This window comes from Rhodococcus sp. C26F (assembly GCF_053345925.1).
The window spans coordinates 17,659-44,651 of record NZ_JBKFBA010000032.1 but is presented as its reverse complement, the minus strand read 5'-3'; the positions used below and the strand labels follow the sequence as shown (position 1 = coordinate 44,651).

Annotated in this window: 30 protein-coding genes; 15 read left to right on the top strand and 15 right to left on the bottom strand. The window is 66.5% G+C overall.

The genetic code is table 11. The features are described from left to right. Nucleotides 1–97 precede the first annotated feature (97 nt). The gene (locus tag ACLBYD_RS23785) at nucleotides 98–1,012 is read right to left on the bottom strand and encodes a manganese catalase family protein (protein ID WP_447818393.1); all 915 of its coding nucleotides are present in this window, start codon (nucleotides 1,010–1,012) and stop codon (nucleotides 98–100) included. 191 nt (nucleotides 1,013–1,203) lie between these two features. On the opposite strand from ACLBYD_RS23785, the gene ACLBYD_RS23780 reads away from it, so the two are divergent. Together ACLBYD_RS23780 and ACLBYD_RS23775 are read left to right on the top strand one after the other, a co-directional pair. Further along, nucleotides 1,204–1,725, top strand: a complete 522-nt coding sequence (locus tag ACLBYD_RS23780; protein WP_447818392.1) for a hypothetical protein — start codon at nucleotides 1,204–1,206, stop codon at nucleotides 1,723–1,725. Next, nucleotides 1,725–2,204, top strand: coding sequence for a YetF domain-containing protein (locus tag ACLBYD_RS23775; RefSeq protein WP_120280319.1), 480 nt, complete (start codon nucleotides 1,725–1,727; stop codon nucleotides 2,202–2,204). Before ACLBYD_RS23780 ends, ACLBYD_RS23775 begins: the two co-directional genes overlap by 1 nt. A 24-nt stretch (nucleotides 2,205–2,228) precedes the next feature. On the opposite strand, the gene ACLBYD_RS23770 is transcribed toward ACLBYD_RS23775, so the two are convergent. Both ACLBYD_RS23770 and ACLBYD_RS23765 read right to left on the bottom strand, forming a co-directional pair. Further along, the gene (locus ACLBYD_RS23770; protein ID WP_447818391.1) at nucleotides 2,229–2,810 is read right to left on the bottom strand and encodes a hemerythrin domain-containing protein; all 582 of its coding nucleotides are present in this window, start codon (nucleotides 2,808–2,810) and stop codon (nucleotides 2,229–2,231) included. 19 nt (nucleotides 2,811–2,829) lie between these two features. Continuing rightward, nucleotides 2,830–2,982 carry a hypothetical protein gene (locus ACLBYD_RS23765; RefSeq protein ID WP_019290944.1) on the bottom strand — a complete coding sequence of 51 codons (153 nt, stop codon included), beginning with the start codon at nucleotides 2,980–2,982 and terminating at the stop codon, nucleotides 2,830–2,832. Between the two features lie 148 nt (nucleotides 2,983–3,130). Between ACLBYD_RS23765 and ACLBYD_RS23760 the strand changes: the two genes are divergently transcribed. The 7 genes from ACLBYD_RS23760 (at nucleotide 3,131) to ACLBYD_RS23730 (ending at nucleotide 10,928) form a co-directional block, all read left to right on the top strand. After that, a complete protein-coding gene (locus ACLBYD_RS23760; protein WP_271037998.1) occupies nucleotides 3,131–3,328 on the top strand; it encodes a hypothetical protein in 198 nt (65 codons plus the stop codon). 50 nt (nucleotides 3,329–3,378) lie between these two features. Next, nucleotides 3,379–3,621: a hypothetical protein gene (locus tag ACLBYD_RS23755; RefSeq protein WP_447818390.1), complete on the top strand. Its 243-nt coding sequence runs from the start codon at nucleotides 3,379–3,381 to the stop codon at nucleotides 3,619–3,621. 4 nt (nucleotides 3,622–3,625) lie between these two features. Beyond that, nucleotides 3,626–4,624 (top strand): zinc-binding alcohol dehydrogenase family protein, encoded by a 999-nt coding sequence (locus ACLBYD_RS23750; RefSeq protein WP_447818389.1) that lies wholly within the window; start codon nucleotides 3,626–3,628, stop codon nucleotides 4,622–4,624. Nucleotides 4,625–4,796: 172 nt separating this feature from the next. Beyond that, nucleotides 4,797–5,210 (top strand): SPW repeat protein, encoded by a 414-nt coding sequence (locus ACLBYD_RS23745; RefSeq protein WP_447818413.1) that lies wholly within the window; start codon nucleotides 4,797–4,799, stop codon nucleotides 5,208–5,210. A 297-nt stretch (nucleotides 5,211–5,507) separates the two neighbouring features. Beyond that, entirely contained in the window at nucleotides 5,508–6,131 is a 624-nt protein-coding gene (locus tag ACLBYD_RS23740) for a GAF and ANTAR domain-containing protein (RefSeq protein ID WP_447818388.1), read from the top strand. A gap of 217 nt (nucleotides 6,132–6,348) precedes the next feature. Continuing rightward, nucleotides 6,349–9,807 carry an indolepyruvate ferredoxin oxidoreductase family protein gene (locus ACLBYD_RS23735; RefSeq protein WP_447818387.1) on the top strand — a complete coding sequence of 1,153 codons (3,459 nt, stop codon included), beginning with the start codon at nucleotides 6,349–6,351 and terminating at the stop codon, nucleotides 9,805–9,807. 35 nt (nucleotides 9,808–9,842) lie between these two features. Beyond that, complete coding sequence (locus tag ACLBYD_RS23730) at nucleotides 9,843–10,928, top strand: Glu/Leu/Phe/Val family dehydrogenase (protein ID WP_447818386.1); 1,086 nt, start codon at nucleotides 9,843–9,845, stop codon at nucleotides 10,926–10,928. A 72-nt stretch (nucleotides 10,929–11,000) separates the two neighbouring features. Here ACLBYD_RS23730 and ACLBYD_RS23725 read toward each other — a convergent pair whose 3' ends face one another. Next, complete coding sequence (locus tag ACLBYD_RS23725; RefSeq protein ID WP_447818385.1) at nucleotides 11,001–11,507, bottom strand: Lrp/AsnC family transcriptional regulator; 507 nt, start codon at nucleotides 11,505–11,507, stop codon at nucleotides 11,001–11,003. A 219-nt stretch (nucleotides 11,508–11,726) separates the two neighbouring features. Between ACLBYD_RS23725 and ACLBYD_RS23720 the strand changes: the two genes are divergently transcribed. Together ACLBYD_RS23720 and ACLBYD_RS23715 are read left to right on the top strand one after the other, a co-directional pair. Continuing rightward, a complete protein-coding gene (locus ACLBYD_RS23720) occupies nucleotides 11,727–13,262 on the top strand; it encodes an amino acid permease (protein ID WP_447818384.1) in 1,536 nt (511 codons plus the stop codon). Nucleotides 13,263–13,376: 114 nt separating this feature from the next. Further along, nucleotides 13,377–13,610: a hypothetical protein gene (locus tag ACLBYD_RS23715; RefSeq protein WP_447818383.1), complete on the top strand. Its 234-nt coding sequence runs from the start codon at nucleotides 13,377–13,379 to the stop codon at nucleotides 13,608–13,610. 428 nt (nucleotides 13,611–14,038) lie between these two features. Here the strand turns inward: ACLBYD_RS23715 and ACLBYD_RS23710 are convergent, their stop codons facing one another. From ACLBYD_RS23710 to ACLBYD_RS23700, 3 genes are all read right to left on the bottom strand, one after another. Next, nucleotides 14,039–14,428: a hypothetical protein gene (locus ACLBYD_RS23710; protein WP_064256189.1), complete on the bottom strand. Its 390-nt coding sequence runs from the start codon at nucleotides 14,426–14,428 to the stop codon at nucleotides 14,039–14,041. Between the two features lie 97 nt (nucleotides 14,429–14,525). Then, nucleotides 14,526–15,410 (bottom strand): PaaI family thioesterase, encoded by an 885-nt coding sequence (locus ACLBYD_RS23705; RefSeq protein WP_447818382.1) that lies wholly within the window; start codon nucleotides 15,408–15,410, stop codon nucleotides 14,526–14,528. A gap of 132 nt (nucleotides 15,411–15,542) precedes the next feature. Beyond that, entirely contained in the window at nucleotides 15,543–16,217 is a 675-nt protein-coding gene (locus tag ACLBYD_RS23700; RefSeq protein ID WP_447818381.1) for a PaaI family thioesterase, read from the bottom strand. 420 nt (nucleotides 16,218–16,637) lie between these two features. On the opposite strand from ACLBYD_RS23700, the gene ACLBYD_RS23695 reads away from it, so the two are divergent. Continuing rightward, the gene (locus tag ACLBYD_RS23695; RefSeq protein ID WP_447818380.1) at nucleotides 16,638–18,584 is read left to right on the top strand and encodes an APC family permease; all 1,947 of its coding nucleotides are present in this window, start codon (nucleotides 16,638–16,640) and stop codon (nucleotides 18,582–18,584) included. On the opposite strand, the gene ACLBYD_RS23690 is transcribed toward ACLBYD_RS23695, so the two are convergent. Then, nucleotides 18,505–19,290 carry a MerR family transcriptional regulator gene (locus tag ACLBYD_RS23690; RefSeq protein WP_447818379.1) on the bottom strand — a complete coding sequence of 262 codons (786 nt, stop codon included), beginning with the start codon at nucleotides 19,288–19,290 and terminating at the stop codon, nucleotides 18,505–18,507. The genes ACLBYD_RS23695 and ACLBYD_RS23690 overlap by 80 nt on opposite strands. Nucleotides 19,291–19,344: 54 nt before the next feature. On the opposite strand from ACLBYD_RS23690, the gene ACLBYD_RS23685 reads away from it, so the two are divergent. Continuing rightward, on the top strand, nucleotides 19,345–19,824 hold the full coding sequence (locus ACLBYD_RS23685; protein WP_447818378.1) for a DUF6194 family protein: 480 nt from the start codon (nucleotides 19,345–19,347) through the stop codon (nucleotides 19,822–19,824). Nucleotides 19,825–19,846: 22 nt separating this feature from the next. Here the strand turns inward: ACLBYD_RS23685 and ACLBYD_RS23680 are convergent, their stop codons facing one another. From ACLBYD_RS23680 to ACLBYD_RS23665, 4 genes are all read right to left on the bottom strand, one after another. Further along, nucleotides 19,847–20,374, bottom strand: a complete 528-nt coding sequence (locus ACLBYD_RS23680) for a hypothetical protein (protein ID WP_447818377.1) — start codon at nucleotides 20,372–20,374, stop codon at nucleotides 19,847–19,849. A gap of 60 nt (nucleotides 20,375–20,434) precedes the next feature. After that, nucleotides 20,435–21,196, bottom strand: coding sequence for a DUF899 family protein (locus ACLBYD_RS23675; protein ID WP_447818376.1), 762 nt, complete (start codon nucleotides 21,194–21,196; stop codon nucleotides 20,435–20,437). A 53-nt stretch (nucleotides 21,197–21,249) separates the two neighbouring features. Continuing rightward, nucleotides 21,250–22,122 carry an alpha/beta fold hydrolase gene (locus ACLBYD_RS23670; protein ID WP_447818375.1) on the bottom strand — a complete coding sequence of 291 codons (873 nt, stop codon included), beginning with the start codon at nucleotides 22,120–22,122 and terminating at the stop codon, nucleotides 21,250–21,252. A 285-nt stretch (nucleotides 22,123–22,407) separates the two neighbouring features. Next, a complete protein-coding gene (locus ACLBYD_RS23665) occupies nucleotides 22,408–22,890 on the bottom strand; it encodes a winged helix-turn-helix transcriptional regulator (RefSeq protein WP_037191720.1) in 483 nt (160 codons plus the stop codon). An 89-nt stretch (nucleotides 22,891–22,979) separates the two neighbouring features. Between ACLBYD_RS23665 and ACLBYD_RS23660 the strand changes: the two genes are divergently transcribed. Both ACLBYD_RS23660 and ACLBYD_RS23655 read left to right on the top strand, forming a co-directional pair. Then, a complete protein-coding gene (locus tag ACLBYD_RS23660; RefSeq protein WP_447818374.1) occupies nucleotides 22,980–23,414 on the top strand; it encodes a PaaI family thioesterase in 435 nt (144 codons plus the stop codon). A 44-nt stretch (nucleotides 23,415–23,458) separates the two neighbouring features. After that, entirely contained in the window at nucleotides 23,459–23,677 is a 219-nt protein-coding gene (locus ACLBYD_RS23655; RefSeq protein WP_447818373.1) for a hypothetical protein, read from the top strand. Between the two features lie 317 nt (nucleotides 23,678–23,994). Here the strand turns inward: ACLBYD_RS23655 and ACLBYD_RS23650 are convergent, their stop codons facing one another. From ACLBYD_RS23650 to ACLBYD_RS23640, 3 genes are read right to left on the bottom strand one after another with little or no spacing between them, the layout of a single operon-like run. Further along, complete coding sequence (locus ACLBYD_RS23650; protein WP_447818372.1) at nucleotides 23,995–24,792, bottom strand: enoyl-CoA hydratase; 798 nt, start codon at nucleotides 24,790–24,792, stop codon at nucleotides 23,995–23,997. Nucleotides 24,793–24,832: 40 nt separating this feature from the next. Beyond that, nucleotides 24,833–26,302, bottom strand: a complete 1,470-nt coding sequence (locus tag ACLBYD_RS23645) for a CotH kinase family protein (protein ID WP_447818371.1) — start codon at nucleotides 26,300–26,302, stop codon at nucleotides 24,833–24,835. Further along, the gene (locus ACLBYD_RS23640) at nucleotides 26,302–26,979 is read right to left on the bottom strand and encodes a DUF4956 domain-containing protein (RefSeq protein WP_447818370.1); all 678 of its coding nucleotides are present in this window, start codon (nucleotides 26,977–26,979) and stop codon (nucleotides 26,302–26,304) included. The genes ACLBYD_RS23645 and ACLBYD_RS23640 overlap by 1 nt, the downstream gene beginning before the upstream one ends. Between the last annotated feature and the right edge of the window lie 14 nt (nucleotides 26,980–26,993).

Below are 26,993 nucleotides of genomic sequence, written 5' to 3'. Positions count from 1 at the left end.
AACAAACCGGTAACGAAACAAACCGCAGGGAAGGTACTTTCACGCGCAACTGCCCCGGCTCGCGGGGGAGCCGGGGCAGTTGCATCGGATGGAAGTATCAGGGATTGTCGGGGTCGAGGGCGTCCTTCATCTTGCCCATGAGTCCCTTCTCCGTTCCCATTGCGGCAGAACGGGGCTTGCCCTGCGATCCGTCGTAGGTCGCGTACAGCTTCGGGTCCGGCGGCGGTGCGCTCGCCACATCGCCCAGCGGGACCGGGTCGGCGAGGAACGACATGGGTGTCGTGCCGTCGGGGCCGGTGCCGTGCGCCCAGCGACCCTGATCGGCGGCCGCGCCGTCGGATAGGTGCCACAGGCTCGACGCGTGCTCGGAGTGCTCCTCGTCGAACAGTGCGTTCGGTGCGATCGGGCTGGGCTCGATGCCGTCGGCCTTCAATTCCTCGATGGCCGCGAGCCACAGGTTCTGGTGGTAGGTGTCGCGGGCGAGGTTGAACCGGAGCATGTCCTTGACGCCCGGATCGTCCGTCATGTTGTACAAGCGTGCGGTCTGCACCCGTCCCTGCGCTTCGGCCGCGACGTTGGCGTGGAAGTCGGCGAGGAGGTTACCGCTGGCCACGATGAAGCGCCCGTTCCAGGGCACACCGTTGCTGTCGGAGAGGGTGGGTCCGCCACCGGAGATGATGGCCTGTTGTGGGTCCATGCCGCCGAGTACGGCTGCGACCACGGGGTCGGCGGCGGCGTTCTTGGTCGACTCGGTGGCGGGTGCGCCTTCGAGGAGACGCGCCACCATGGTGGCGATCATTTCGACGTGCCCGATCTCTTCGGTGGCGACGTCCATGATCATGTCCTTGTACTTGCCGGGCATTCGACAGTTCCAGCCCTGGAACAGGTACTGCATGGTCACGGTCATCTCGCCGTATGCGCCGCCGATCAGCTCTTGGAGCTTGCGGGCGTAGACGGGATCGGGCTTTTCGGGCTTGACATCGAACTGCAGATGGTCTGTGTGACGAAACATGTTGCTCCTCGAATGCCGATTGTCGTGCGGAGACGCGCGCGAGGACGCGCCCATTGATGACACCCAGTGACGCTTGGTCTCGACGCCACCTCGGTTGGTCGTGGTGCTACCTGCGGCTACCCGTGCTTCTGCAGCTCAAACACCCTGTCGATATCCACCGTTTGTCACCGGTGTTGTGTCAACGTGGAGAGATGGAGAACAGGCCGGAATCCACCCTCGACGACGTCGGGAAGGTAGCTCGCAGCAAGGGCGTGGCGCGGTTGCGGACCGCCGCGGCGACCGTGCTCGTGATGGTGCTGACGGCCGGGGTTCTGGGTTTTCTCGGCGTGCTGAGTTCGACGGCCACCGCGCGGGGCGGCGGGTACGAGCTCGACCTGACCTACCCGCGCATCGCGCGCTCCGGGCTCGACGTCCCCTGGGCGGTGACGGTGCACCGTGACGGCGGTTTCGACGGGGAGATCGTCCTGGCGATCGACACGTCCTATTTCGAGGTCCTCGAGATGCGGGGCCGGCTGCCCGAGCCGTCCTCGGAGACCGCGGGCGAGGGGCTGGCGTACCTGACCTTCGATCCGCCGCCGGGCGACGAGTTCACCTTCGCGCTCGACGTGCGGATCCGGGCCGGGAGGCAATGGGGCGAATCGGGCTCCGTCTCGGTGATGGACGGCGAGAAATCGGCAGTGACAATCTATTTCGATACCTGGCTGGTGCCCTGATGGAAATCGTGATCCGCGCGCTCGTCCTGTTCCTGTTCCTGTGGGGGATCACTCGCCTCGTCGGCCGGTCGAGTGTCGGCGAATTGAGCACCTTCCAACTCGTGCTGTTCGTGGCCATGGGTGATCTCGTGCAGCAGGGAATCACGCAGGACGACGTGTCGATGACGAGTGCGGTCCTCACCATCGGTGTCTTCGCTGTGCTGACCCTGGCCCTCTCGACGATCAACGCTCGCTCTCCGCGGATGCGTGGGATCACCCACGGGGTCCCCGTCGTGATCGTCCAGGACGGTGAACCCGACCTGCAGAACCTGAAACGGGAACGTCTGTCCCTCGACGACCTCATGGCCGCCGCGCGTCAACAGGGCATCCGGCGGTTCGCCGACATCGACCTCGCGGTGCTCGAGACGAACGGGAGGATCTCCTTCTTCGCCCGGACGAGTGCTCAGGACGGCGCGCCGGAGGAACCCGACCCGGCGTGACGGGGTGCCGCGCCGTCCTGACGCTCAGGTATTGCGTCCGGTCAGTGCGTCGCGCAGTCGGTCCACCATGCCGACCCCCGGTCCGACGGTCTTGTGGAACAGTTCGGAATGCGGCGCGGACGGATGCGGTCGGGTCGGGGCCAGCTTCTTGGCGGCCTGTACCTTGGTGCCGACCTCCACGAGGGTGTCCTGCCCGAGATGCGTCCTCAACGCCGGGAACTGTTCGGATTCTTCGTCGTTCGCGTGGTGGCGCAGAAGATCCTGCAACTTCTTCACCAACGTCGTGAACTCCGCACTCGATGCTTCCGCGCCCTCGAGTTGCTTCATCACCTGCACGATCTCGTCGTGCTCCTCCTTGTCGTGTTCGACGGCTTCCGTGCCGCCGGGGACGTGCTTCTCCATCTCGGGATAGACGAACATCTCCTCGGCGACCGCGTGCCTCATCACTTCGGCGATCGCCGCATCGGTGAGATCGCGGCGCTCCTCCGCGTCGAGCGTGGTCTCCGCTCGGCCCAGAAGCTCGAGCATCTCCCGGTGGTCCTCGGTGAGGATGGTGACGACATCCGTGCCGCCGGAATTCGGGCCCTCGTGGGCGGTTTCGGTCATCGATGTCTCCTTCGAACGGTCAGGATCGTCCGGTATCGCCGGTCTCGTCCGGTTCGTCCTCGCCCTCCGCCTGGTCGGGCTGCTGCGGAGCCTTGGAGAGGAGGTTGTCGGGATCGGCGTCGGGATCTTCGGCTGCGTCGTACGGATCGGCAGAACCGTCTGTGCTGCTCATGTACGAAGGGGTTCACCACTACCGGCGAGGGCAAACACTCCGGCGACCGACGGGGATTCGCATCCTGCTGGGGTAGGTGGTTCGGGGAGCCGGGCGGGGGTAGTCCTAGGGAGACCGCCTTTCACCGAGAAATGTTCGGAGGAAGATCATGACCGAACCGCACGACACTCCCGATCTCGACGACGTGATCGACCCGACCGAGTCCGCGCCCAAGGATCGGCGCGAGCACGGCAAGTCGCCGGACCGCGTCGACGACGACTATCTCGAGTACCGCACGGAGCAGGAACGCATTGCCGCCGGCGTCGAGGACTACGACCCCGACCACGTCCCACCCGCAACCGAGTAACCGCTGCGTTACAGACGGATTCTCGGCGAACCATCGGAAGGAGCAGAGAGATGGAACGAGGGAGCGACAAGCACGGTCCGAGGAAGGACGACGCGCTCGCAGAGGAAACCGAAGGAATGATCCGCGCCAACCGTCCGACCCGCGCCGACGAGGCACGCGATCCGGAGCCGCCGGCCGACGACGATCCGGATGTGCGGCCCTGGCACACCGAAGGTCCGGGCGGCGGAGCTTCGGAGGGCGGAGCTTCGGAGGGCGGGGGTTCGGAGGGTGGGGGTTCGGCCGGCTCTGCCTGAGTCGATGCGAGCGTGGCGCGTGGTGGAGCCCGGCCCCGTCGCCGGTCACCCTTTGCGGTTCGAATCCGTCCCGCTTCCCGAGACCGGACCGAACGATCTACTGGTGCGCGTGCTGGCGTGCGGTGTGTGCCGCACCGACCTGCACGTCGCCGAGGGCGATCTCCCCGTCCACCGGGCGGGTGTCGTCCCGGGGCACGAGGTGGTCGGGGTGGTCCATCGAGTGGGGGAGGCGGTCGAAGGGTTCGCCGACGGCGACCGCGTCGGCGTGGCCTGGTTGCGTTCGACCTGTGGGCAGTGCCGCTACTGTCGTCGTGGCGACGAGAACCTGTGTCCGGATTCGAGATACACCGGTTGGGACGAGGACGGCGGGTACGCCGAGTTCGTCGCCGTACCGGCGGCGTACGCCCTCCCGCTGCCCGACGGATACGACGACGTCGAACTCGCTCCGCTCCTCTGTGCCGGCATCATCGGCTACCGCGCGCTGAAGCGCGCCTCGGTTCCCGACGGCGGGAGGCTCGGCATCTACGGCTTCGGCGGCAGCGCCCACATCGCGGCGCAGGTCGCCCTGGCGCGAGGTGCCGAGGTGCACGTCATGACGAGGAGTGAGGACGCGCGGAATCTCGCTCGCGAACTCGGGGCCGCGTCGGTGCAGGGAGCCGCGGACGCACCACCGGTGCCCCTCGACGCCGCCATCCTCTTCGCACCCGTCGGCGACCTCGTGCCGCCCGCACTCGAAGCACTCGACCGCGGCGGCATCCTCTCGATCGCCGGCATCCACCTGACCGACGTTCCGCAGCTGAACTACCAGCGGCACCTGTTCTACGAGCGCGAGATCCGGTCGGTGACCGCCAATACCCGTAAGGATTCCCGGGAGTTCCTCGCGTTCGCCGGGCAGCACCGCATCAGGGTCGCGACGATGCGATACGGGCTGGACGAAGCCGATCGCGCGCTGGCGGATCTCGCCGGCGACCGCGTGCGCGGCGCTGCCGTCCTCGTCCCCTGATGGTCCGGATCGATACGGTGCGCTCCGCCCGAGATCACCAAGTCGGGACTTTCTACCCTACGGGAACATCCCGCCCGGGACGACGATAATGGTGTCGGACCCAGGAGGGCCCCTCGGACTTCTCACCCACGAGGAGATGAGGACAATGTCGACATCATCGGCTCATTCTGCAATGCACGCCCATCCCGACATCGTCGAGATGCGCGAACGCTACGACCGGATGGGCGAACAGCCCACAGTCCAGGTCACCGACGGATTGATGATGGTTGCCGGTCTGTACGCGGCGGCATCCGCCTGGATCATCGGCTTCGCCGATCAGACGGCACTCGCCACCACCAATCTGATCTGCGGCCTCGCGGTCGCACTGCTCGCCATGGCGCTCGGTTCGGCCTACGGCCGCACCCACGGCCTGGCGTTCGTCGTGCCGCTGCTCGGTCTGTGGTTGTTCGTCTCGCCGTGGCTGGTCAGCGGAGTAGATACCAGTACGTCCATGATCTGGTCCCACGTCATCGTGGGTGCGATCGTGTTCGTCCTGGGCGTGGCCGCGGCTGCGATGGGAACCGGCCTGATGGACCGTTCGCGTTGACGGTGCAGTAGCCCGGGATGCAGTAACCCGGGTATACGGGACCCGGACGGTGCTGCCGGCTGCATGTCTGAACCGGCAGCACCTCACCGGGTGCGGCGTCCGGACACCGATTCCGGCTACCGAGGGCAATACCCCTCGGTCGAACGCTGCAACCCCGTCGCCGTTTCGATGCCACGATGCAGTATGGACACCGGTGAAGGCCGCGACGCTCGTAGTGCGAACTCGGTGAGGTTCGAGCGACAATTGCGAGAATCCATCGAGGAACTCGCTCGTGAGATGCACGACGAGCATGGCTCCTTGACGAAGACGCTCGACGTGATCACCCGAGCGGCGGTTGAGCTCGTACCCGGTGCCGAACATGCCGGGATCACGCTGGCCGCCCGGGGTTCGAGGTTCGAGTCCAAGGCTGCGACGTCCGCTCTGCCGAGCAGGATCGACGAACTCCAGTACAAGATGCAGGACGGCCCGTGTGTGCAGGCCATCTGGGAGAAGGAGACGATCCGTGTAGACGACATGGAGCACGAGGACCGATGGCCCGCGTTCGCTTCCCGAGCGGCCCGTCTGGGTGCTCGCTCCATGCTTGCGGTCCGGCTGTACACGACGGACGACACGATCGGAGCCCTCAATCTGCACAGCTCGCAGGTGGGTGCGTTCGACGACGGCAGCGTCGACATCGCCTCGACCCTGGCGACGCATGCGGCCTTCGCCGCGGTAGCCGCGGTGCGCGAGGAGCAGTTCCGCGCGGCTCTGGCTTCGAGGGACGTCATCGGGCAGGCGAAGGGCGTTCTCATGGAACGCTTCGGCATCGACGCGGAGAGCGCATTCGGAATGCTGCGCAGGTTGTCCCAGGAGCGCAACCAACTCGTGCGCGACCTTGCCGTCGAAGTGGTCGAGACCGCCCGACCTCCGCGTGAACGGTAGAGCGAATCCTCACCAGGCGGATGCGCCGGATCGTCCGGAACTGAGCACCGTGCGCATCCATCTAGTGTGTCGTGCATCACATCTGATCAAAATGATGCGCTGGAAAATCCTATGTTGACGAGTTCGCCTAGCTCAATCAACTATTGCTGTACCAAATGACGCGATCGAAGTGGCGCAGACACAATCGGACGCCGCGACGAAGGACGGGTGGTACGCAATGACCGAGACCGTAATCCGGGAGAGCGAACGACTTCCCTACGACCTCGACGACCGATATCGCTCGGGCTCCGGCACCGTGCTGCTGACCGGCGTCCAGGCCATCGCCCGGCTGTTCGTCGAACAGCAGGTACGGGCCATGCGGGACGGTCGCCGAGTGGCGACCTTCGTCTCCGGATATCAGGGCAGCCCCCTCGGTGGTCTCGACAAGATGCTCCACGGCATGCCGAAGGTCCTCGCCGAGCACGACATCACCTTCGTGCCCGGATTCAACGAGGAACTCGCCGCCACCGCGGTGTGGGGCAGCCAGGGACAGCTCGGCGCCGGCACACCGACCCACGACGGCGTCGTCGGCGTCTGGTACGGCAAGGGCCCCGGCCTCGACCGCGCCACCGACGCACTGCGTCACGCCAACATGTACGGCGTGAACCCGAACGGCGGCGTGCTGCTCATGGTGGGCGACGACCCCGCGTCGAAGTCGTCGACCGTGCCCGCCGTCAGCGAGCGGTCCCTCGCCGCCCTCGGCATCCCGGTCCTGTTCCCGCGCAACGCCGCCGAGATCGTCACGATGGGCCTGCACGGCGTCGCGCTGTCGCGTGCCTCGGGCTGCCTCGTCGCCCTCAAGATCGTCGCGGACGTCGCCGATGGCGCCTGGTCCGTCGACGGTTCCATCTCCGACCTGCCCATCACGGTCCCCGAGATCGAATGGGAAGGGCGGCCGTTCGTCTACAAGCAGCGCCCCATGGCTGCGCCCGGCGACAGCGTCATCGCCGAGGCCGACTTATACGGACCGCGCTGGAAAATCGTCCAGGAGTACGGCCGCCTCAACGGCCTCGACGTGATCGAGGTCGACCCGCCGCAGGCCCGCGTCGGCCTCGCCGCCACCGGCACCACCTTCGACGCCCTGCGCCAGGCCCTGCTCGACCTCGGTGTCGACGACGCCGCGCTGCACCGCGCCGGTATCCGCCTGCTGCGCATCGGCATGCCGTACCCCATCGGTCCCGAGATCGTCCGCGAATTCGCCCGCGGCCTCGACGAACTGATCGTGGTCGAGGACAAGACCGCCTTCGTCGAGACCCAGATCCGCGAGATCCTCTACGGCACCGCGAACGCCCCGCAGATCGTCGGCAAGAAGGACGCCGACGGCCGCCCGCTCGTGCCGGTCGACGGTGAGCTCACCGCCGGTCGCCTGCGCGGCCCGCTGCGTCGCGTGCTCCGCGGCCACGTCGAACTCGGCCCCGCACCCCTGCCGCAGCTGTCGCTCGAGGTGCTGTCCACCCAGCGCACCCCCTACTTCTGCAGCGGCTGCCCGCACAACCGCTCCACCGCGCTGCCGGAGGGTTCGATCGGCGGCGGCGGCATCGGCTGCCACACCCTCGTCACCCTGTCCGGCCGCAAGGACAGCGCCGTCACCGGCTTGACCCAGATGGGCGGCGAAGGTGCGCAGTGGATCGGCCAGGCGCCCTTCACCGACATCGGCCACATGTTCCAGAACCTCGGCGACGGAACCTATTTCCACTCCGGCCAGCTCGCCGTGCAGGCGTGCGTCGCCGCCGGGGTGAACATCACCTTCAAGCTGCTCTACAACGACGTCGTGGCGATGACCGGCGCGCAGGACGCCGAAGGCGCCCTGAAGATCCCGGCGCTGACCCACAAGCTCACCACCGAGGGCGTCCGCAAGATCATCATCTGCTCCGACGAACCGAAGCGTCTGCGCAAGCGCACCCTCGCTCGCGGCACCGAGGTCTGGCACCGCGACCGGCTCGACGAGGCGCAGAAGCTGCTGCGCGAGATCGAGGGCGTCACCGTGCTCATCTACGACCAGCACTGCGCCGCCGACGCACGCCGTCAGCGCAAGCGCGGCACCCTGCCCGCCCGCACGACCCGCGTCGTCATCAACGAAGCGGTGTGCGAGGGCTGCGGCGACTGCGGCGTCAAGAGCAACTGCCTGTCGGTGCAGCCGGTCGACACCGAGTTCGGTTCGAAGACCCGCATCGACCAGACCTCCTGCAACACCGACTACTCGTGCCTCGACGGCGACTGCCCGTCCTTCGTGACCGTCGAGACGTCGCCGGAGAAGCCGAAGCGTCGCAAGGCTCCGGCCCCGCCGCGCATCCCGGACGCCGCCATCGACACCCCGAAGGGCACCCGCAACGTCTTCCTCGCGGGCATCGGCGGCACCGGTATCGTCACCGTCAACCAGGTGCTCGCCACGGCCGCGCTGCGCGCCGGATTCGAGGTCGAGTCGCTCGACCAGATCGGCATGAGCCAGAAGGCCGGCCCGGTGGTCTCCCACCTGCGCTTCGCAGCCGACGGACTCGAGCCCGGCAACCGCGTCGGCCCGGGCGGTGCCACCGCTCTGCTCGCGCTCGACCTGCTCACCGCGACCGAGCCGAAGAACCTCGCCTACGCGAACCGTGAGGAGACCGTGGCGGTCGCGTCGACGAGCCGTGTCCCCACCGGCGACATGGTCTACGACCGGTCGGTCCGGCACCCCGACGAGCAGGACCTGCTCGCCCGCCTCGACACCGCGACGCGCACGACCGTCTCCTTCGACGCCCTCGCCGCAGCCCAGGCGCTGTTCGGTGAGACCTCGGCCGCGAACTTCCTCGTCGTGGGCGCCGCCCACCAGCTCGGCGGACTCGAGATCCCCACCGACGCCATCGAGGAGGCCATCGGGATCAACGGTGTGGCCGTCGCGACCAACATCGCCGCCTTCCGCTGGGGCCGGGTGGCCGTCGCGGATCCCGCGGCCTTCGCCGCCGCGACCGAACCGGCCCGCACGGAGCGCGCCGCCACCGTCGCGCCGGAGCGTCTGTTCGCCGGCACCACCTTCACCGGCGAGGTCGAGCGGCTCGTGCGGATCCGCGCCGCGTCGCTGATCGACTTCCAGAGCGAAGCCCTCGCCGCCCGTTACATCGCGCAGGTGCAGGCAGCCTGGGAGGCCGAGCGCCGCGTCACGAACCGCACGGACTTCAGCGAGGCCGTCGCCCGCGGACTGTTCAAGTTCACCGCCTACAAGGACGAGTACGAGGTCGCACGCATGCTCGTCGACCCGGCCTTCCTCGACGAGGTGCAGGGCCAGGTTCCCGGTGGGCACAAGCTCACCTACCGCCTGCACCCGCCGGCGCTGCGCGCACTCGGCCGCGAGAAGAAGGTCGGCTTCGGACCGAAATCGCATGTCGCGCTGAAGGCTCTGTCCAAGGCGAAGCGTCTGCGCGGCACGAAGCTCGATCCCTTCGGCTACGCCCACGTCCGCCGCGTCGAGCGTGCTCTGCTCGCCCACTACACCGCCATGATCCAGCGGCTTGCCGCCGACCTGGACGTCGACTCCTACGACCGCGCCGTCGAGATCGCGGCCCTGCCCGACATGGTGCGCGGCTACGAGGACGTCAAGCTCCGCTCCGTCGAACAGTACCGGGCCCGTCTCGCCGAGCTCGGCATCGACACCGACTTCTGACGCACGAACACCCTCTGCTGCAAAGGAACCCACCGATGACCACCTCTGCCCTCGACCTCCCCGAGTTCACTACGTCCGACGGCGTGTTCGGCCGCTCGGCCCGCCTGACCGACCGTCCGCACGAGCAGGTCGTCTTCCACCACGACGCGGCCACCGGCTTGCGCGCCATCGTCGCGCTCCACTCCACCGCACTCGGACCCGCCCTCGGCGGCACCCGCTTCTACCCCTATGCGGACGAGATGTCGGCACTCGAGGACGTGCTGCGACTGTCGTGGGGGATGACCTACAAGGCCGCGGTGTCGGGTGTGAACCTCGGTGGCGGCAAGGCCGTCATCATCGGTGATCCGAAGATGGACAAGAGCGACGAACTGCTCGCCGCCTACGGACGATTCGTCGAGTCGCTCGGTGGTCGCTACATCACCGCCGCCGACGTGGGAACCCGCGCGGAGGACCTCGACGTGGTGGGCCGGCACACCGCCCACGCCGTGGGGCGCACCGTCGCCGCCGGCGGATCCGGTGACAGCTCGCCGCTGACCGCACTCGGTGTCTTCCAGGCCATGCGTGCCGGCGCCCGGACCGTTTGGGGACACACGACTCTCGCGGGTCGCACGGTCGGTGTGGAGGGGCTCGGCAAGGTCGGCTACGAGCTCGTGAGGCTGCTCGTCGCCGACGGTGCCGAGGTGATCGTCTCCGACGTGAACCCCGCGGCGATCGCCCGCGTGGTCGACGAGTTCCCGGCGCAGGTCACCGACAACGTCGTCGCCTCGTCCGCCGACGTCTACGCCCCGTGCGCCCTCGGCGGCACGCTGACCTCGACCACCGCTGCCCACCTCGACGCACGTCTCGTGTGCGGTGCGGCCAACAACCAGCTCGCGCAGCCCGAGGTGGAGGGACTGCTGGGCAAGCGCGGAATCGTCTGGGTGCCCGACTATGTCGCGAACGCGGGCGGACTGATCCAGGTCGCCGGTGAGGTCGACGGATCCGCCGCCGACGTCGTCCGCGAGCGGGTGGAGTCGATCTTCGACCGCACCGCCGAGATCTTCGACGTCTCGAGCACTCTCGGCGTCACGCCGGGCGCAGCCGCCAACCGCATCGCGGAGCGGCGCATCGATACCGTCTGATCCGCACAGGGAAACTGATCCGCACAGGGGAACAAGGGGAGGCGCCGCGAGGTGCCTCCCCTTCTCGTGCTGTCAGGGTTGGCCGGGAGACGACGACCGGCCGTGTCCCGCATCGCGGGTGATGTGCTCGACGAGCGGCTGCGTCCGGTACTCGATCGGCGTGGTGAGCGCGAGCGTCGTGGTGGTGTGCGCGACGCCCTCGATGGCGTGGAGCCGTTCGAGGACCAACAGGAGGTCCTCCTGGGACTGCGCCGCCATCCGGATCAGGAGATCCTCCCGGCCCGTCGTCGCGTGCACCTCCAATACCTCGGGGAATCGGCCCAATTGGGCGATCACATGCCCCATCCGGGCCTGGACGAGCTCGGCGCCGATGAACGCCTGCAGCGGCACACCCAGCTTCGGCAGGTCGACGACCGGTCGGTATCCGGTGACGGCACCGGACTCCTCGAGTTTTCTGATGCGCGACTGCACGGTGTTGCGGGCGACGCCGAGCTTCGCCGACAGGTCGACGATTCCTGCCCGGGGGTTGTGCGTGAGCTCTCCGAGGAGGGCTGCGTCGAGCCGGTCGAGACTGAACACGATGACACCCTTTCCGTTGTGATGCGCGTCACCACTCGAGCATAATGCTCAGCCGAACAGAAAGATATTGACACATCACGAGCCAGTGCCATGATTGCTGCATCAAATGCTCACGCAAACACGGCTTGCTGCAACGTAATGCACGCGAAGTGAGCGACATGCCTACCCCTCGCCCGGACCGGGCGTGGCGGGCGCCGCAATCACCCCGAGGAGCACACAATGCCCGGAGTCGGCATCTGGCGGACCAAATCCGTCGAACAGTCGATCGCGGATACCGATGAACCCGGTTCGCGGCTACGACGAGAACTGACCGCCAAGGATCTGACCGTGTTCGGCGTCGCCGTCGTGGTCGGAGCCGGAATCTTCACCCTCACCGCCCGCACCGCCGGCAATCTCGCCGGACCGTCCATCTCGCTGGCGTTCGTCCTTGCCGCGATCGCGTGCGGTCTCGCCGCACTGTGTTACGCGGAGTTCGCCTCTGCGGTACCGGTCGCCGGCAGCGCCTACACCTTCTCCTACGCCACCTTCGGTGAATTCGTCGCCTGGATCATCGGATGGGACCTGATCCTCGAGTTCGCCCTCGCCTCCGCGGTCGTCGCCAAGGGATGGTCGATGTATCTCGGGGGCATGTTCGGCGGGGACGCATCGATCGACCTCGGACCGATCACGGTCGACTGGGGGTCGCTGCTCATCGTCGGCGCCATCACGATCATCCTCGCGATCGGAACCAAGGTCTCGTCGCGGGTCTCCGCCGTCGTCACCGCCATCAAGGTCGCGGTGGTCCTGCTCGTCATCGTCGTCGGCATCTTCTACATCGACAAGTCCAACTACTCGCCGTACGTCCCGCAGGCCGAAGAGGCAGAGAGCGCCGCATCCGGTCTGCACCAGTCGCTGTTCTCGGCGCTCACCGGCGCGGGCGGCAGCACCTACGGCTGGTACGGCCTCCTCGCCGCAGCGAGCCTGGTCTTCTTCGCCTTCATCGGCTTCGACGTCGTCGCCACCACCGCCGAGGAGACCAAGAACCCCCAGAAGGCACTGCCCCGCGGCATCTTCGGTTCGCTGGCGATCGTCACCGTCCTCTATGTCGGCGTCACGCTCGTGCTCACCGGCATGGTGAAGTACACCGACCTGCGCACCGGCAGCGAACTGGTCGGTGACGGCAGCGCCACGCTGGCCACGGCCTTCGAGGCACACGGCATCACCTGGGCGCAGATGGCCATCAACATCGGCGGTCTCGCCGGCCTCACCACCGTCGTGATGGTGATGATGCTCGGCCAGACCCGCGTGCTGTTCGCGATGTCCCGCGACGGACTCGTCACGCGCAAGCTCGCCGTCACGAATCACAAGGGTGTGCCCGTGCGCATCACCCTGATGGTCGGTGGTGTCGTGGCCGTCCTCGCCGCGGTGTTCCCGATGGGTGTGCTCGAGGAGATGGTCAACATCGGCACCCTGTTCGCCTTCGTGCTGGTCTGCGTCGGCGTGATGGTGCTCCGTCGGACCCGCCCCGACCTGCCCCGCGGATTCCGGGTGCCGCTCGTGCCGCTGGTCCCGATCCTCGCGGTCCTCGCCTGCGGCTGGCTCATGCTCAACCTCTCGGTCGAGACGTGGATCCGTTTCACCGTCTGGATGGTCCTGGGCGTGGCGATCTACTTCGTCTACGGCCGCCGCAAGTCGGTCCTCGGACAGCGCCTGAAGCTCGAGGCCGCGCAACAGGAAGCCGCGAAGCACGAAGCGAAGGAACCCGAACCGGTATAGATCCATCGCCTACGGGCCCGCCCGCNCGGACCCGTGTGTTGCGGCGGTTGCGGGTACCCGACCGGAAGGAGACCGGACTCCGTCCGGTCGCGACGTCGTAAGAGGAGGAGAGTCATGGCCACCTGCGACACGTGCGGCAACGACTACGACAAGACCTTCACGCTCACGCGCGGGGACGTCTCGGGAACCTTCGACAGTTTCGAGTGCGCGATCACCGCGATGGCACCGCAGTGCGCCCACTGCCACTGCCGCATCCTCGGGCACGGGGTGGAGTCGACGGATGCCGTCTACTGCTGCGCGCACTGTGCTCGTCAGGCCGGGCACAGCGAGCTGACGGACCGTGCCTGACAGAAGGATACGAAGGGCGCGAAAGCGACAAAAAAGACTCTGCGAGTTGATCTTTCGGTGAACTCGAGAAAGATCTATGCACGCGAGTGAGCAGATTGCTCTATGCTGTGAACAGCGCCGCAGAGACGAAGGTCACAAGGGTTACCCGGCGTTTCGTCCGAACGCAGGACGAACCGGACATCGGGACCCGATTACCATCGATCTGCCCCTGTCGTCGGGGAGGCCGACAGGGAAGGGCCCCCGCCAGCGATTCGAGGGGAGGAGCCGGCGGGGGCCTCGCGCTGTATCTCCTGTGTCGGGGAGGACTCTAGGGAGACACGGCCACCTACGCCGTGGCCGCTTTGGAGCTTAGGTGACGGCTGGGCACTCGTCCAGGGTCGATACTGAAACGAGACCTGGAAAATCTTCTCGGGGTCGAACCGGGACGCTCATCCTGCTTTGCGGCGGATGGGGCCCGTTTCGACGTCGCTTCCCGCCGGAAAGACGGGGGTCGGCATGGCTCGGGACCCGTCGGGATGCCTCCGGTACGACGCCGGTCGCTGCGAACGTCGACGGCGCCGACGGTTCCGCGTCGTCCAGAAGCCCCAGGCTGCGATGCACACGCCCACTCCCGAGAGCAGGTCGGCCTCGGTCAGTCCGTGGTTCGGCGTCACCGAGTGCAGCACGCGACCCTCGAGAGGTCCGTTCATCAGCACCCAGAGCCCGGAGGCCACGAACGCGGCCGAGCTCGACAGCAGGTGGGGGCGCGAGAGGCACCACGTCGACGCGGCGAACAACGAGCACATCGCGACGAGTGAGTAGAACACGGCATTCTGCACGGTCGACTCCTCTCGCTCCTGCCGGATATCGATCAACTGTACTGGCGGAGGAGCCGGACCCACCGAGTCGCAAGTCGTGACTCTCGCAACAGGGGTATCAGCTCAGGCGTTGCAGGGTGACCGTCGTCAGGGCGAGCACCTGATCGTCGGCTCCGGCGTCCACGAGGCGGACGTCGACGACCGCGTGGTCCTTCGTCTCACGGACCACCGTGACGTGCGACCGCGCCGGCCCCACCTTCACCTGCGACAGATAGTGGGCCTGGATGTCGGTGGCCACGAAACCCGGGAGGACGGTGTGCGCCGCGTGCTCGGCGAGCAACGCCTGGGCGCCACCCTGGATGGTGCCGATCATGTTGGCCACGAACGGAGTGAGGTCGAGTTCGAGTACCCCGGTGCGTGCGTCGAGGGTGCGCATCCCCAATCGGGAGTAGATCGATCCTTCGACGTGCTCGCTGGGATATTCGCGGATGGTGCCCACCCATTCGCCGGGGTTGTAGTAGTCCGAACCGGCCGCAGCGGTGCGAGGGAGCCGCGCGAAGGTGACGAGACCGCGCCCCGCCGGCCGTAGCCCGCCGTCGTCGAGGGCGGCGACGAGCTCGTCGAGGTCGGTGACGCCGCACCCGTCGAAGATCTCCGCGGCGACGTGCACGGTCTTCTTGCCGACGCGCACCAGGCGGGTGTCGACGACGACCGGCCCCTCGGTGAGTGGTTCGGCCGTGTGGATGGAGAGGTCCTGGGTCGCCGTCCAGTCCGGGCTGCACACGGCGAGCGCCGGGGTGGACGTGACGATGTCGACCACGGTGGTGAGCATCCCGAGTGCTGCGGCGCCGGCGTCGTTGCGCAGCTTGTCGTGCAGATCGACGCGCATGACCGCGCGTTCCTTGCTCACCTGGAGCGACGTCAGGCCGAAGTCGGCGGTGAAGGTGTACTGGCTCATCGTCACCGACGGCCGCAGGCTCGTGGAAATGCCATTCTCGCTCATGAAAATAATATTGCCATTCTGTGGTCGACGACGGAAGGGCTACCTCGTCCGGAGGTTCACAACGCACAGGTGAGGCTCACAACCCTGATGGTCGACCATGGGCGTTGTGAGCCTCACTTCTCGGTTGTGAGCCTATTCGGGTCTCGGTGTCTCCGCGAACGAGTCACGCTGCTGAACCATCCACACCGGAGCGATGAAGATGCCTTCCGCTTCCACGCAGATCCCCTCCGAGTCCGCGATGTGCCCCACGACGAACGCCTTACGTCCCTCGACGCGGTCGAGTTTCGCCTCCGCGCGCAGAGCGCCGAGGGGAGTGCGCTTGCGGTAGCGGATGGTGAGCGTGCCCGTCATCCCTGGATATCCCGAGATGCGCGCAGCGTCGCCGAGGATCTGGTCGAGCAGCAGTGCGGAGACCCCGCCGTGCACGTGCCCGGCCGGCCCCTCGTAGACGGGACCGAGGTGGATGTCCGTCCACACGCGTCCGTCGTCGTCCTCGTGGATGTCGCCGATCGGGGCGATCGCGTTGCGCAGGCCTATTGCGGCGTTTCCCCAGTTACGGAATCGGCCCGAATCGTTGAACCGGGTGCCGTACGGGCCGTCCTCCCGGTCGCGTTCGAGGATCTCGCGCGCGGCTGCGAGATGCTCCCGCGCCCGCGCGACGTCGTCGGCATCCACACGCGTCTGCAGGGCGAGCTGGATCAGCTCGCGCACGTCCTCGGTGAGCGGACCGTAGGTGGCCCTCTGCTGATCGATTTCCTCGTCGGACAATCCGTCGTTGACGTAGAGCTCGAGGATGGAATCGGTCATCAGGGTTCTCCGGATCGTGAGCGTGGTGAAAGAAAGTAGTCGACCGCGCGCACTGTGGACGAGTCAAGTTCTTCTGCCGCTGTACGGGATCGCTGCAAAATCCGTAAAACGGACCGTTCTGTACGAAAACGTGTGAACCACGGCATGGACGGGAACCAATGAGAGAACCCCGTCGGCTTAACGAGGGGAGGGGCCGACGGGGTCCGTCCGTGCCATGTCAAAGGGGAGGAGACACGGCACGCTTTGTTGCGAGGAGCAACAACGACTCCACGCTACCCACGATTCTTTCACCTGCCAACCTCATCGAGGGGTGATCGACGGGGTGAACTTGCCGGATCTGCACCTATGGCGAGCGTCGTAATTCAAGCGTACCGTTCGCTTCTGCGTGCGCGGGTATGCGCCGGACAGGAGTCGGTGGTCGTGGCCGTAACCATCCACAAGGGCCGTGACAGCGTCACCAAACGAGTGCTGCTGGGGAGACCGCTGCGAAGCGACACGCTCGGCCACACGCTGTTGCCGAAACGTATCGCCCTGCCGGTGTTCGCGTCCGACGCCCTGTCGTCCGTCGCCTATGCGCCGGAGGAGATCTTCCTCGTGTTGTCGGTGGCGGGTCTGTCCGCCTACGCGTTCTCCGGCTGGATCGGTCTCGCCGTCGCCGTCGTCCTGGTCGTGGTGGTCGCGAGCTACCGGCAGAACGTACATGCCTACCCGTCCGGGGGCGGCGACTACGAGGTGGCGACGAAGAACCTCGGTGCGATGGCCGGGCTGACGGTGGGTAGCGCGCTGATCGTCGACTACGTGCTGACCGTCGCCGTGTCGATCTCGTCGGCCGCCCAGAACATCGGGTCGGCGATCCCCTTCGTCGAACACCACAAAGTGCTGTTCGCCATCACCGCGATCACACTCCTCACCGCGGTCAATCTGCGGGGACTCCGCGAAGCGGGCACGGCTTTCGCCATCCCCACCTACGCCTTCATGTTCTGCATCGGGGTGATGCTGGTCTGGGGTTTCGTGCGTCTCGTCGTGTTCGACGCCCCTCTGCGCGCCGAGTCGTCGCACTACGAACTCGCCGCCGAACAATCCCACCTGGCCGGACTGGCTTTCGCGTTCCTTCTTGCCCGCGCGTTCTCGTCGGGGTGTGCGGCACTGACAGGAGTAGAGGCCATCAGCAACGGGGTGCCGGCCTTCCGGAAGCCGAAATCGCACAACGCCGCCACCACCCTGCTGATGCTGGGTGCCATCGCGATCACGTTGCTGATGGGAATCATCGTGCTCGCCGAGCGACTGGGGGTCGTCGTCGCTGCGGACCCTGCAACGCAACTGCTCGGGGCACCCGAGGGGTACCACCAGAAGACGTTGGTCGCGCAGGTCGCCGAGACGGTCTTCACCGGCTTCCCGCTCGGCTTCTACCTCGTCACCGCTGTGACCGCGTTGATCCTCGTCCTCGCCGCCAATACGGCATTCAACGGTTTCCCGGTGCTCGCGTCGGTGCTGGCGCAGGACAAACACCTGCCGACGCAGCTGCGCACCCGAGGTGATCGGCTCGCGTTCAGCAACGGCATCGTCTTCCTGGCCCTCGCGGCGATCCTGTTCGTCTGGGTGTTCGACGCCGAGGTCACCCATCTCATCCAGCTCTACATCGTCGGGGTGTTCGTCTCCTTCACGCTGAGCCAGACCGGCATGGTGCGCCACTGGACCCGCCTGTTGGTCACCGAGACCGACCCGCGACACCGCCGGAGGATGCAACGCTCGCGCGTCGTCAACGGTGTCGGCCTGGCGATGACGGGGACAGTCCTGATCATCGTGCTCATCACGAAATTCGTTGCCGGCGCATGGATCGCGATCCTCGCCATGGTGACCGTCTTCGTGACGATGCGGGCCGTCAACCATCACTACCGACGCGTGGCGGCCGAACTCGACGCCGGCAAGTGGGACGGTCTACTGCCCAGCCGTACGTATTCGATCGTGCTCGTGGCCAAGTTGCACCATCCGACACGTCGGGCGCTCGCGTATGCCTCGGCCACCCACCCAGACACCCTCGAAGCGATCACCGTCGACGTCGACGAGGAGGACACCCGCGCTCTCGTGCGCGAGTGGGAAGCCAGCGACATCACGATTCCGTTGAAGGTGCTGGAGTCGCCGTACCGAGAGATCACGCGACCGGTACTCGACTACGTCAGACGGGTGCGTGGCAACTCGCCGCGCGACGTGGTCACCGTCTTCATCCCCGAATACGTCGTGGGGCACTGGTGGGAGAATCTGCTCCACAATCAGAGCGCGCTGCGGCTCAAGAGTCGTCTGCTGTTCCAACCCGGGGTGATGGTGACGAGTGTGCCGTGGCGGTTGCACTCTTCGGATTCGAGTTAGGCGAGCGCGGAGTCCGGTTCTCGATCAGGTTCGCGATGTCTGTACCGGCTCGCAGCAACGTTTCGGACTGCACTGCGATGGTGTGCAGGCGCTCGTGGAGTGCGTCCCGAGCAGTATCGGTGTCATTGTCGGTTCCGATCACTGCCATCACCGTCCGGACCGCCGGGATGCGGTAGCCACCCGCGCGTAGTGCGGCAACGATCCGCGCATCCCGCGCCGCAGAGGGTGAATAGCTCCGAACAGTGGTGCGGTCGATCCGTTCGGGCGCGACCAATCCCTCCTTCTCCCAGAACCTCAGGGTGGACGATTGCACTCCGATGGCGTTCGCCAGTTCGGTGATGCTCATGGCGTCGCCAGGTAGCGGAGGTGCGTCGTGGGCGGCTTCGTCCCCGATCACGTCGAGTGCGCGGAACGCGGCGAGACTCTCGGCGCGTGCCCGCGCGAGCCCACTGTGGAGTTCGACGACACGGGCGAGCGCCACGTCGTAGGGGAGGACCTGCACATCGTGCATGACGCTGCGCGCCTCGACGGGACCCACCGCGACAGCCAGTGCGCGGTACGCACGCAAGGCCGTGACGTGTTCGGGACCGAATCTGCGGTAGCCGTTGGGCATTCGTACGGCGGGAGGAATCACTCCGAGGCGTTCGAGATCGCGCACCTGCTGCACGGAGTATCCGGCGGCTGCCGCCAGACGCCCCGTCGTCATCGTGTGCTCCACTGCTCGAACCCTCCATAAGGACTTCAAGGTGACACTCGAAGTATGACCATGGAACAGATCCTCGCGGAGATCAGAAGCTTCAGCGGTGTCCTCGAGCTCGCGCCCCAGGAGGGAAGCGGGCACCCCGAGATCTCGTGGGGCGACCATTTCTTCTACTACGCCCCGGACGGCGAGGTCCCGCACAATCGGCAGCCCTACGCGACGATCGTGACGAAGAACTATCCGAACGATGGGGATTCACGCCTCGACGAGCCGGGCCGATGGCGCATGAACGCACATGCCGGGACGCAGCTGTTCACCGAGTTGCTCGGCTACCCACCCCGGTCCGTCGACCCCTCGACGATCGACTTCGCCGAGGCCGACGTCTTCATCCCTCATCCGCTCTACGGCTCACTGGGATGGGTCGCGGTCGTCGAACCCGGCGAGCGGACCACGCCGCGTCTGCTCGAAGTGCTGCGCGACGCCCACCTGGCCGATCGGCGCCGAGTCGAACGCAGGAGCGCGCTACGCGACACGGAGTGATCGTGCGAAAAAGCTTCTGCTGTCACCCATCCCTGTCGGGAACACTCTCGAAGAACGACGTCACGGTGTCGACGGTGAAGCGGTGACGTAGACGGCACGCCGAGTTCTGGTTCGCGAACAGGCCCGGGATGCGGAAGGCATCCTCGCGCGCGACGGTGTGCGCCCACTGCACCGGCACGATCCACTCGCGGTGGTCCTCGTGCGGGTCCGTGCCCTCGCTCTCGTGGACATACGGCGCCTTCAGGTCGAGGCTGCGGAACGGCACCGGGCGACCGTCGACGACGAGCGTCGCCTCGTCGGCCGGAGCCGCCGGCCCGGTCACGACGCCGATGCCCACGTACCCGCTCTTCGGGATGTAGACGAAGACGTGGCCACCGACAGGCAACTCCTGCAAGGAATCCGAATACCAACGGCCGCCGCCCGCGGCGAGGAATCCGTAGCGGCGGCCGTCGTCCCAATTCCGTGAGGGGCTGCGCTCACCGAAGTTCACATACCAATCCCGGCCGTTCCATTCGGACTCGGGACGATTCGACCCGGACGATTCCGCCACGCACACTCCTTCGTCGGGAACACCTCGTTCCACGGTAGGCGCGCGGCACCGTCGGTGTGATCAGTGCCAGTCGCTCTTCCTTCCGAGGGTCTCGACGGGAGTCGCACCGGGCCGGGTCCACTGCGGCACCGGGCGGCTCGTCTCATCCCATGTCGCCTTGCCGTCGGCGTCGGCGCGCCAGAACCAGCACGGGTCGTCTCCCTCCGGCCACCCCTCGGGTTTGTCCTCCCACCTCTCGCCGCGCCCGTACGGGGTCATGTCGAGCAGGCCGGCGGAGCTGTTGGCCCGTTCGGTGCCGCGACCCGTCGTGGAGTAGGTGAGGAAGGTCCGGTCTCCGTCCCGGAGGTAGGAGGTGAGATAACCCATCGCTCCGCCCACGGGTTCGTCGACGTCGCGCACCGAATACCAGGGCTGGGTGTAACCCATGAACTCGACGAACGCCGCCACCTCCTCCCACGGGCCGGTGGTGACGAACGCGAGCGACACCCCGCGAGCATTGAGGTAGACGGCGTCGCGGACGTGCCAGGCCGTGGTGGTGCATCCCTCGCACTGTCCTTGCGGGGGTGCACCGTCGTACCACATGTGCTTGTAGACGACGAGTTCGTTGCGCCCCTGGAAGAGGTCGAGGAAGGGGACCGGGCCGTCGGGCCCGACCACCTCGACCGTTCCGTCGAACTCCACCATCGGGAGTCGTCGGCGGGCCGCGGCGATGGCGTCGCCCTCCTTCGTGTGGGCTTTCTCCCGAACGAGGAGTTCGTCGCGCGCGGCCTGCCAGGTCGCGAGGTCGACCACGGGTGGACGGCCGGAATGCGGTTCGGTCATGGTGACCTCCGGAAAGCAGGAACCGCGACGCGCGCGGGAGCGGATCGGACGGGTTACACGCGGCTCGGTTGGAGCACGTCGCGGAGCACGGCGGCGAAGGCTTCCGGATCGCCGGGCATGCCCTCCGCGGAGCCCATGAAGCCACCGTGATCGCCGGGGAACAGCGTCGGGGTGGTACCGAGCCGATCGGCGAGCGCTGCCGAGGCACGGCCGCACAGCTGGCGTACCGACTCGCGACCACCTGCGACGACGATGTGCGTGGATGCGTTCGCCAGAGCGTCGAGATCGGGGTGGTAGCCCGTGCACGACATCCAGTTCTGACCCAGCAGCACGTCGTCGCGGGTCCCGTCGTCCTCGCTGGGCAGTCCGAAGTCGGACGGGCTCGGAGCGGGCCGGTCGAGATAGTCGGAGGTCAGTTCACCTTCGTAGCCGACCAGGGCGATGAACTTCGCCATGGCCGGTCCGAGACCGCTGCGCTGATAGGTGTCGCGAATGTCGTCGCGCACCGCTTCGGCCCCGAGGCGATCGGGCAACAGTTCCATGATCGGCGGTTCGTGCGCGACCAGCGTGCGCACCTGCTCGGGGTGGAGCGTGACGAGTTCGAGCGCGTTGACCGCGCCGCCGCTGCTGGCGAAGACGTCGACGGGACCGAGATCGAGTTCGACGAGGATCCGGTGCAGGTCGTCGGCGTGCAGGGTGGGGGTGGACTGCATCGACGTGTCGGTGCGCGTACCGCGGCCCGTGCCGCGCGGGTCGTAGGTGATCACCGTCCGGTCGTCGAAGAAGGAGGCGAGGCTCGTGAAGCCGCTCGCGTCCATCGGGGATCCGGCGAGCAGCAGTGGGGTGGCGTCGCCGGGGACGGTTCGGACGTCGTAGACGAGAGTCGCGCCGGGGACGTCGATCGTGCGGGTGACGGGTTCGGGCATGTCGGCTCCTTCTGGGTCGGTGACCATACCGACCCGCGGCGCCCGAGAAATTCATCGCACATACGACCGCGTCCGCACCCATGACGGATGCGGACGCGGCGTGCGCTGGCTCAGTGGGCGATGCCTGGTTTTGCGGGCAGTCCGCCGAGGAGCGCAAGAGATCCGAAGTGCATATGTGTTCCTCCTGTCGTTCGGTTATCCGGACTGCGTCCGCACCGGGACGCTGACGGAGGAATACCCGTTGCTTCGAGACGAAACTCTCTCGAGGACCAGAAATCCACTTCGTTATGTTTTCGTGCTCTCGGAGAGCTTTCGCGCGGTCGGCCCCGGCCGGGTCTGCGATTCGCTCGGCCCCAGCGGACCGTGGCCGTGGGCGCACTGCACGACCGCTTCGACCGGCGCGCCGCAGTCGCGATGTTCGATGAGCAGCGACGGACCCTCCGGATCGGCGCAGTATTTGTCACCCCACTGGAGCAGGGCGACGAGGATCGGGTAGAGATCGCGGCCCTTGTCGGTGAGCCGGTACTCGTTGCGCGTGCGGCGGCCTTCCTCGCGGTAGGGGACGGTGTCGAGGATCCCGGCCTCGACGAGGGTGCGCAGTCGGGCCGACAGCACGGGGTCGGAGATGCCGGTGTGCCGGCGCATCTGCTCGAAACGTCGCACGCCGTTGAACACTTCGCGGAGAACGATCATCGTCCATTTCTCGCCGATGACGTCCATCGTGCGCTGGACCGAGCAGTTGTCGGTGCTGTAGTCGAGCCACTGCATGCCCACAGGGTAGCTGACTTAATCCTTGACAGTCAGCCTTGGCAGTGGCTAACTGTGGATATCGAAGTCAGCGTGAACGAGGAGTTGTCATGACCGGAAGTGTCGAGGCCCGTCCGACCATCGAGGACTACGGGCAGAAGCCGCCGAGCCGATTCGTCGAGGCGAGCGGCTTCGTCGTCGAGGAAGCCACCGGAACGAAGGTCACCGGATACGTCGACCTGGGACCCGACCACCACACCCCGTGGGGAGTCGTGCACGGCGGGCTCTACGCGACCATCGTCGAAACTGCCGGCAGCATCGGCGCAAGTGCCGCGGTACTCGAGCGCGGCCAGTTCGCCGTCGGCGTCAACAATTCGACCGACTTCCTGCGCTCGACCACGGGATGCCGCGCGTCGGTCACGGCAGAACCGTTGCAGCAGGGAAGGACTCAACAGCTGTGGCTGGTGATCATCACCGACACCGCGAGCGGCAAGGTCCTCGCTCGCGGTCAGCTGCGACTGCAGAACGTTCCGTTGCCGGAGTAGTTGTTTGCGCGCATCGGTGTCGGGAATCCGTATCCATGGCAAGTATGGAACCGTTTCTCCCGATCAAGCACACCGGCTCCGACGAGATCGACGCGGCCGATCCCGGTCAGGGCGCGCCGGCTACAGATCCTGGACCCGTCCCGGGTGAGGACGTCGACCCCGAGATGGCGCAACGCGAAAAGGACGAACTCGGGAAGAGGATGTCCGAGAAGCGCAGCGAAGACACGGTTTTCCGGACGCCGGAAGTGAATCCGTCCGAATAGACCGAACCGCGCCCGCACGCAGGGGGGTGTGCGGGCGCGGAGTCGATCGGTCCGGCTGTCAGAGAACGATGCCGAGGGCGGCGAGCAGTCCACCGAGGGTCAGTGCGAGAGATCCGAGCAGCATAGGAATACCTCCATGTTGTTGTGGATGGGCACGCCCGCGAACGGACGCGGGAAGTGAAAGATCCGCAAGATCAATTCACTTCCGTCCCATACTTCGCAAAGGCGTCAAAGCCTGTTACCTGACGTCACGAGTTGTTATCTATCCGTGATAAAAGCGTCCGATTAGACCGAAATACCCTTTGATCATGGGCGTTTCAGGACTTGGGATTCACGGCGTTCTGGGACTTTCCGCGTTCGATCACTGCCGCCCGCCTCTCGGCGACCCGCGACGGCGAGAACTCCCGCATCCACTCTTCCGAGGTCTGCTGCTCCACCCGTAGGGCCGGTTCGACGACATGCTCCTCGGCCTGGCGGTACGACGCGAGCAACGCCCGCACACCCGGCTGGTCGTTGCCGGCGATCGTCCGCGCAACCTCCAGGGCCCTGTCGAGCAGGTCGTCGTGCGCGACGACCTGCGTCACCAGACCCGCACGCAGCGCCTCCTCGGCACCCACGAAGTTGCCGGACAGGCTCATGCGACGCGCGAAGCCCGGACCCACCGCCGCGGGCAGGCGCTGGGTGAGTCCCCAACCCGGCAGGACGCCGACGCGCGCATGGGTGTCGGCGAAGCGGGCACGCTCGGACGCGATGAGGAAGTCGCACGCGAGCGCCATCTCGAGGCCGCCGGTGATGGCGGCACCGTTCACCGCGCCGATGATCGGCTTGGAGATGGGCTTCCACGGATGACCGACAGGGAGGTCGGCGCCGGAGACCAGCGACAGGTTGCCTCCGCTTTCTCCGAGTTCCTGCAGGTCGAGTCCGGCGCAGAAGGCCGGGTCGGTGCCGGTGAGGACCACGACGTTCGTCTCGTCGTCCACCTCCGCGGCGGCGATCTCGGTGCGCAGGGCATCGATGAGCGCCGAGCTCAGCGCATTCCGCGCCTCCGGGCGGTTGAAGGTGAGAATGCGGACGGAATCGCGCTGCTCGACGAGCAGGATCTCTTCGGAAGTCATGGCCCGACAGTATCCGTAACTTCGGTGGATCCGACCCCGCTCAGCGGGGCTGGATCCACTGAAGCTGTGCCTGCGTGCGTTCCTCGATCCACGAGCGCATCGAGTCGACGCTCTCCTGCAGTGCCTCGGCGGTGAGTCCGTCGGAGGTCGGCACCGACGCCGCCACCGCGTCGAGGACCTCGAGTGCCAGACCGTTGCCGTAGATCTGCTCGGACAGTTCTCGGTACGCCTGGTGGTAGATCTCCGTGAAGGCGTCGGAGTCGAGGAAGCGGGTCTTCAAGGTATTGCCGCCGCCTGGTCCGCGACCCTCACCTCCAGGCATTCCAGGTGGCATGGCCTGAGGCATCCCCTCCGGTGGCGTGGCGCCCGCCATGCCCTGCGGGCGACCGCCCGGTCCCATGCCGCCCATCATGGAGACGGAGTCGTCCGGGCCGGCGGAAGTATCACCCCGCATGGCCATGTTCAGATCCCACGAGACCACCGAGAGCTTCTTCGTGTCGAGGTCGTACCAGAGGTAGTAGTTCTGACCGGGTCCGGCCATGTCGTCGAAGTTGACGAGCAGGTTCTGTGTGGCGACGTACCGAGCGAAGGACTCGACGTCGACCCAGTCGGCGAGGTGCGCGTCGAACTCTGCGTCGTCGGCCGAGTCCATCCACTTCAGGAAGCTGATGATGGGTTGCAGCGTCCCGGAGTCGGCGGCATTGATCTCCTTGAACTGGTCGGCGTAGTCCGACTGGTCGTCGCCGACGTACTCGAACCGCGACGACGCATCGGCCTTGTAGAGGTAGCCGGGGGAGTCGAACAGCGAGTTGGCGTACTGCTCGTCGGGATGCTCGAGCACCAGTCGCGTCGCGGTGGCGCTGTCGTTGACCGAGTACACCGTGTACGCGTACCGCTGGGTCGGTTGATCGGTCTCGGCGGTGAGCGACAACGCCATCGCCTCGTTGATCACCGGCGAGCCGGGCCGCACCGACAGTTCTGTCATGCCCTGATACGCGCGACCGTCGACGTACTTGTCGAAACGGATCAGCAAGGGCAACGAGGTCGGATCCTCCGGATCCACCTGAACCGTGCCCTCCATCCCGGGCGGGCCTTGCGCCTGATCGAAACCCTCGCCCTGCAGGCCGCGCAGCGTCGAGTTGCCCTTCAGGCGCACACCCACGTCGTCGATGCGGGTGCCGTCGATGACCACATCGGCGACCACCCACTCCTTGTCGCCGTCCTTCTCGTATGCGGAGATCATGTCGTCGTACTCGGCGTCGCCGATCTCGAGCGACAACTCGTGTGTGGCGGAGGTGTCGAACAGATCGACTGTGCCGGCGACGTTCTCGGTGATCTCCGAGGAGATGATCGTCGGGTCGCCTGTGATGTAGGGCCGCACGCGTGTCGCTCCGAAGGCCGTGGCCACGATCGCGACGAACGCGATGAACGCCACCGGCAGTTTCCAGTGCCGACGCAGCGAGGTCGGTATCCGGTGCCGCAGACGGCGCCGCGGGGTGGGTGCCGTCATCACAGGTCGGTCTGGTCGTATCCGGTCAGGACGCTCACCCGCTGGCCGGCATTGACGGCGCTCAATGCAGCGATCAGGTCGTTCGAGCTCGTGCCCTTCTTCAGCTGAGCCGTGTAGTACAGCTCCACCAGGGCGCCGGCGCGGACGGATTCGGTGGACACCAACTCGTATTCACTGCAGTGCTTGATGAGAACGTCCTCGACGGTGCTGGTGTAGGCAGGCTCCGGCGGCACCTGCACCTTGACCACCTGACGCTGCACGTCGAGCTTGAACCAGTTGAACTTGTTCATGATCAGCAGCACGAGGCAGATCGCGACGGTCGCCGCGATGGCGAGCACGTAGAAGCGGGTACCGGTGGTCATGCCGATGGCCATCACCAGGAAGATGAACCCGACATCGCGAGTTTCTTTGATGGCGTTGCGGAATCGCACCACCGAGAGCGCGCCGACGAGAGCGAACGCCCGGGCGATGTTCGATCCGACCACCAGCATGATGAGCGCGATGACCATGCCGACCAGCACCAGCGTCTGCACGTAGGACTGGCTGTAGGAGACGTTCTTGTGCGTGTAGCGGTAGACCCACGCAATGACGCTCGACAGCACGAACGACAACGCCAGTGACACCACGATGTCGAAGGTCGTGAACGTGCCACTGAGGTCCTGCAAATCGAAATTCATATCCGTCCTTGTTT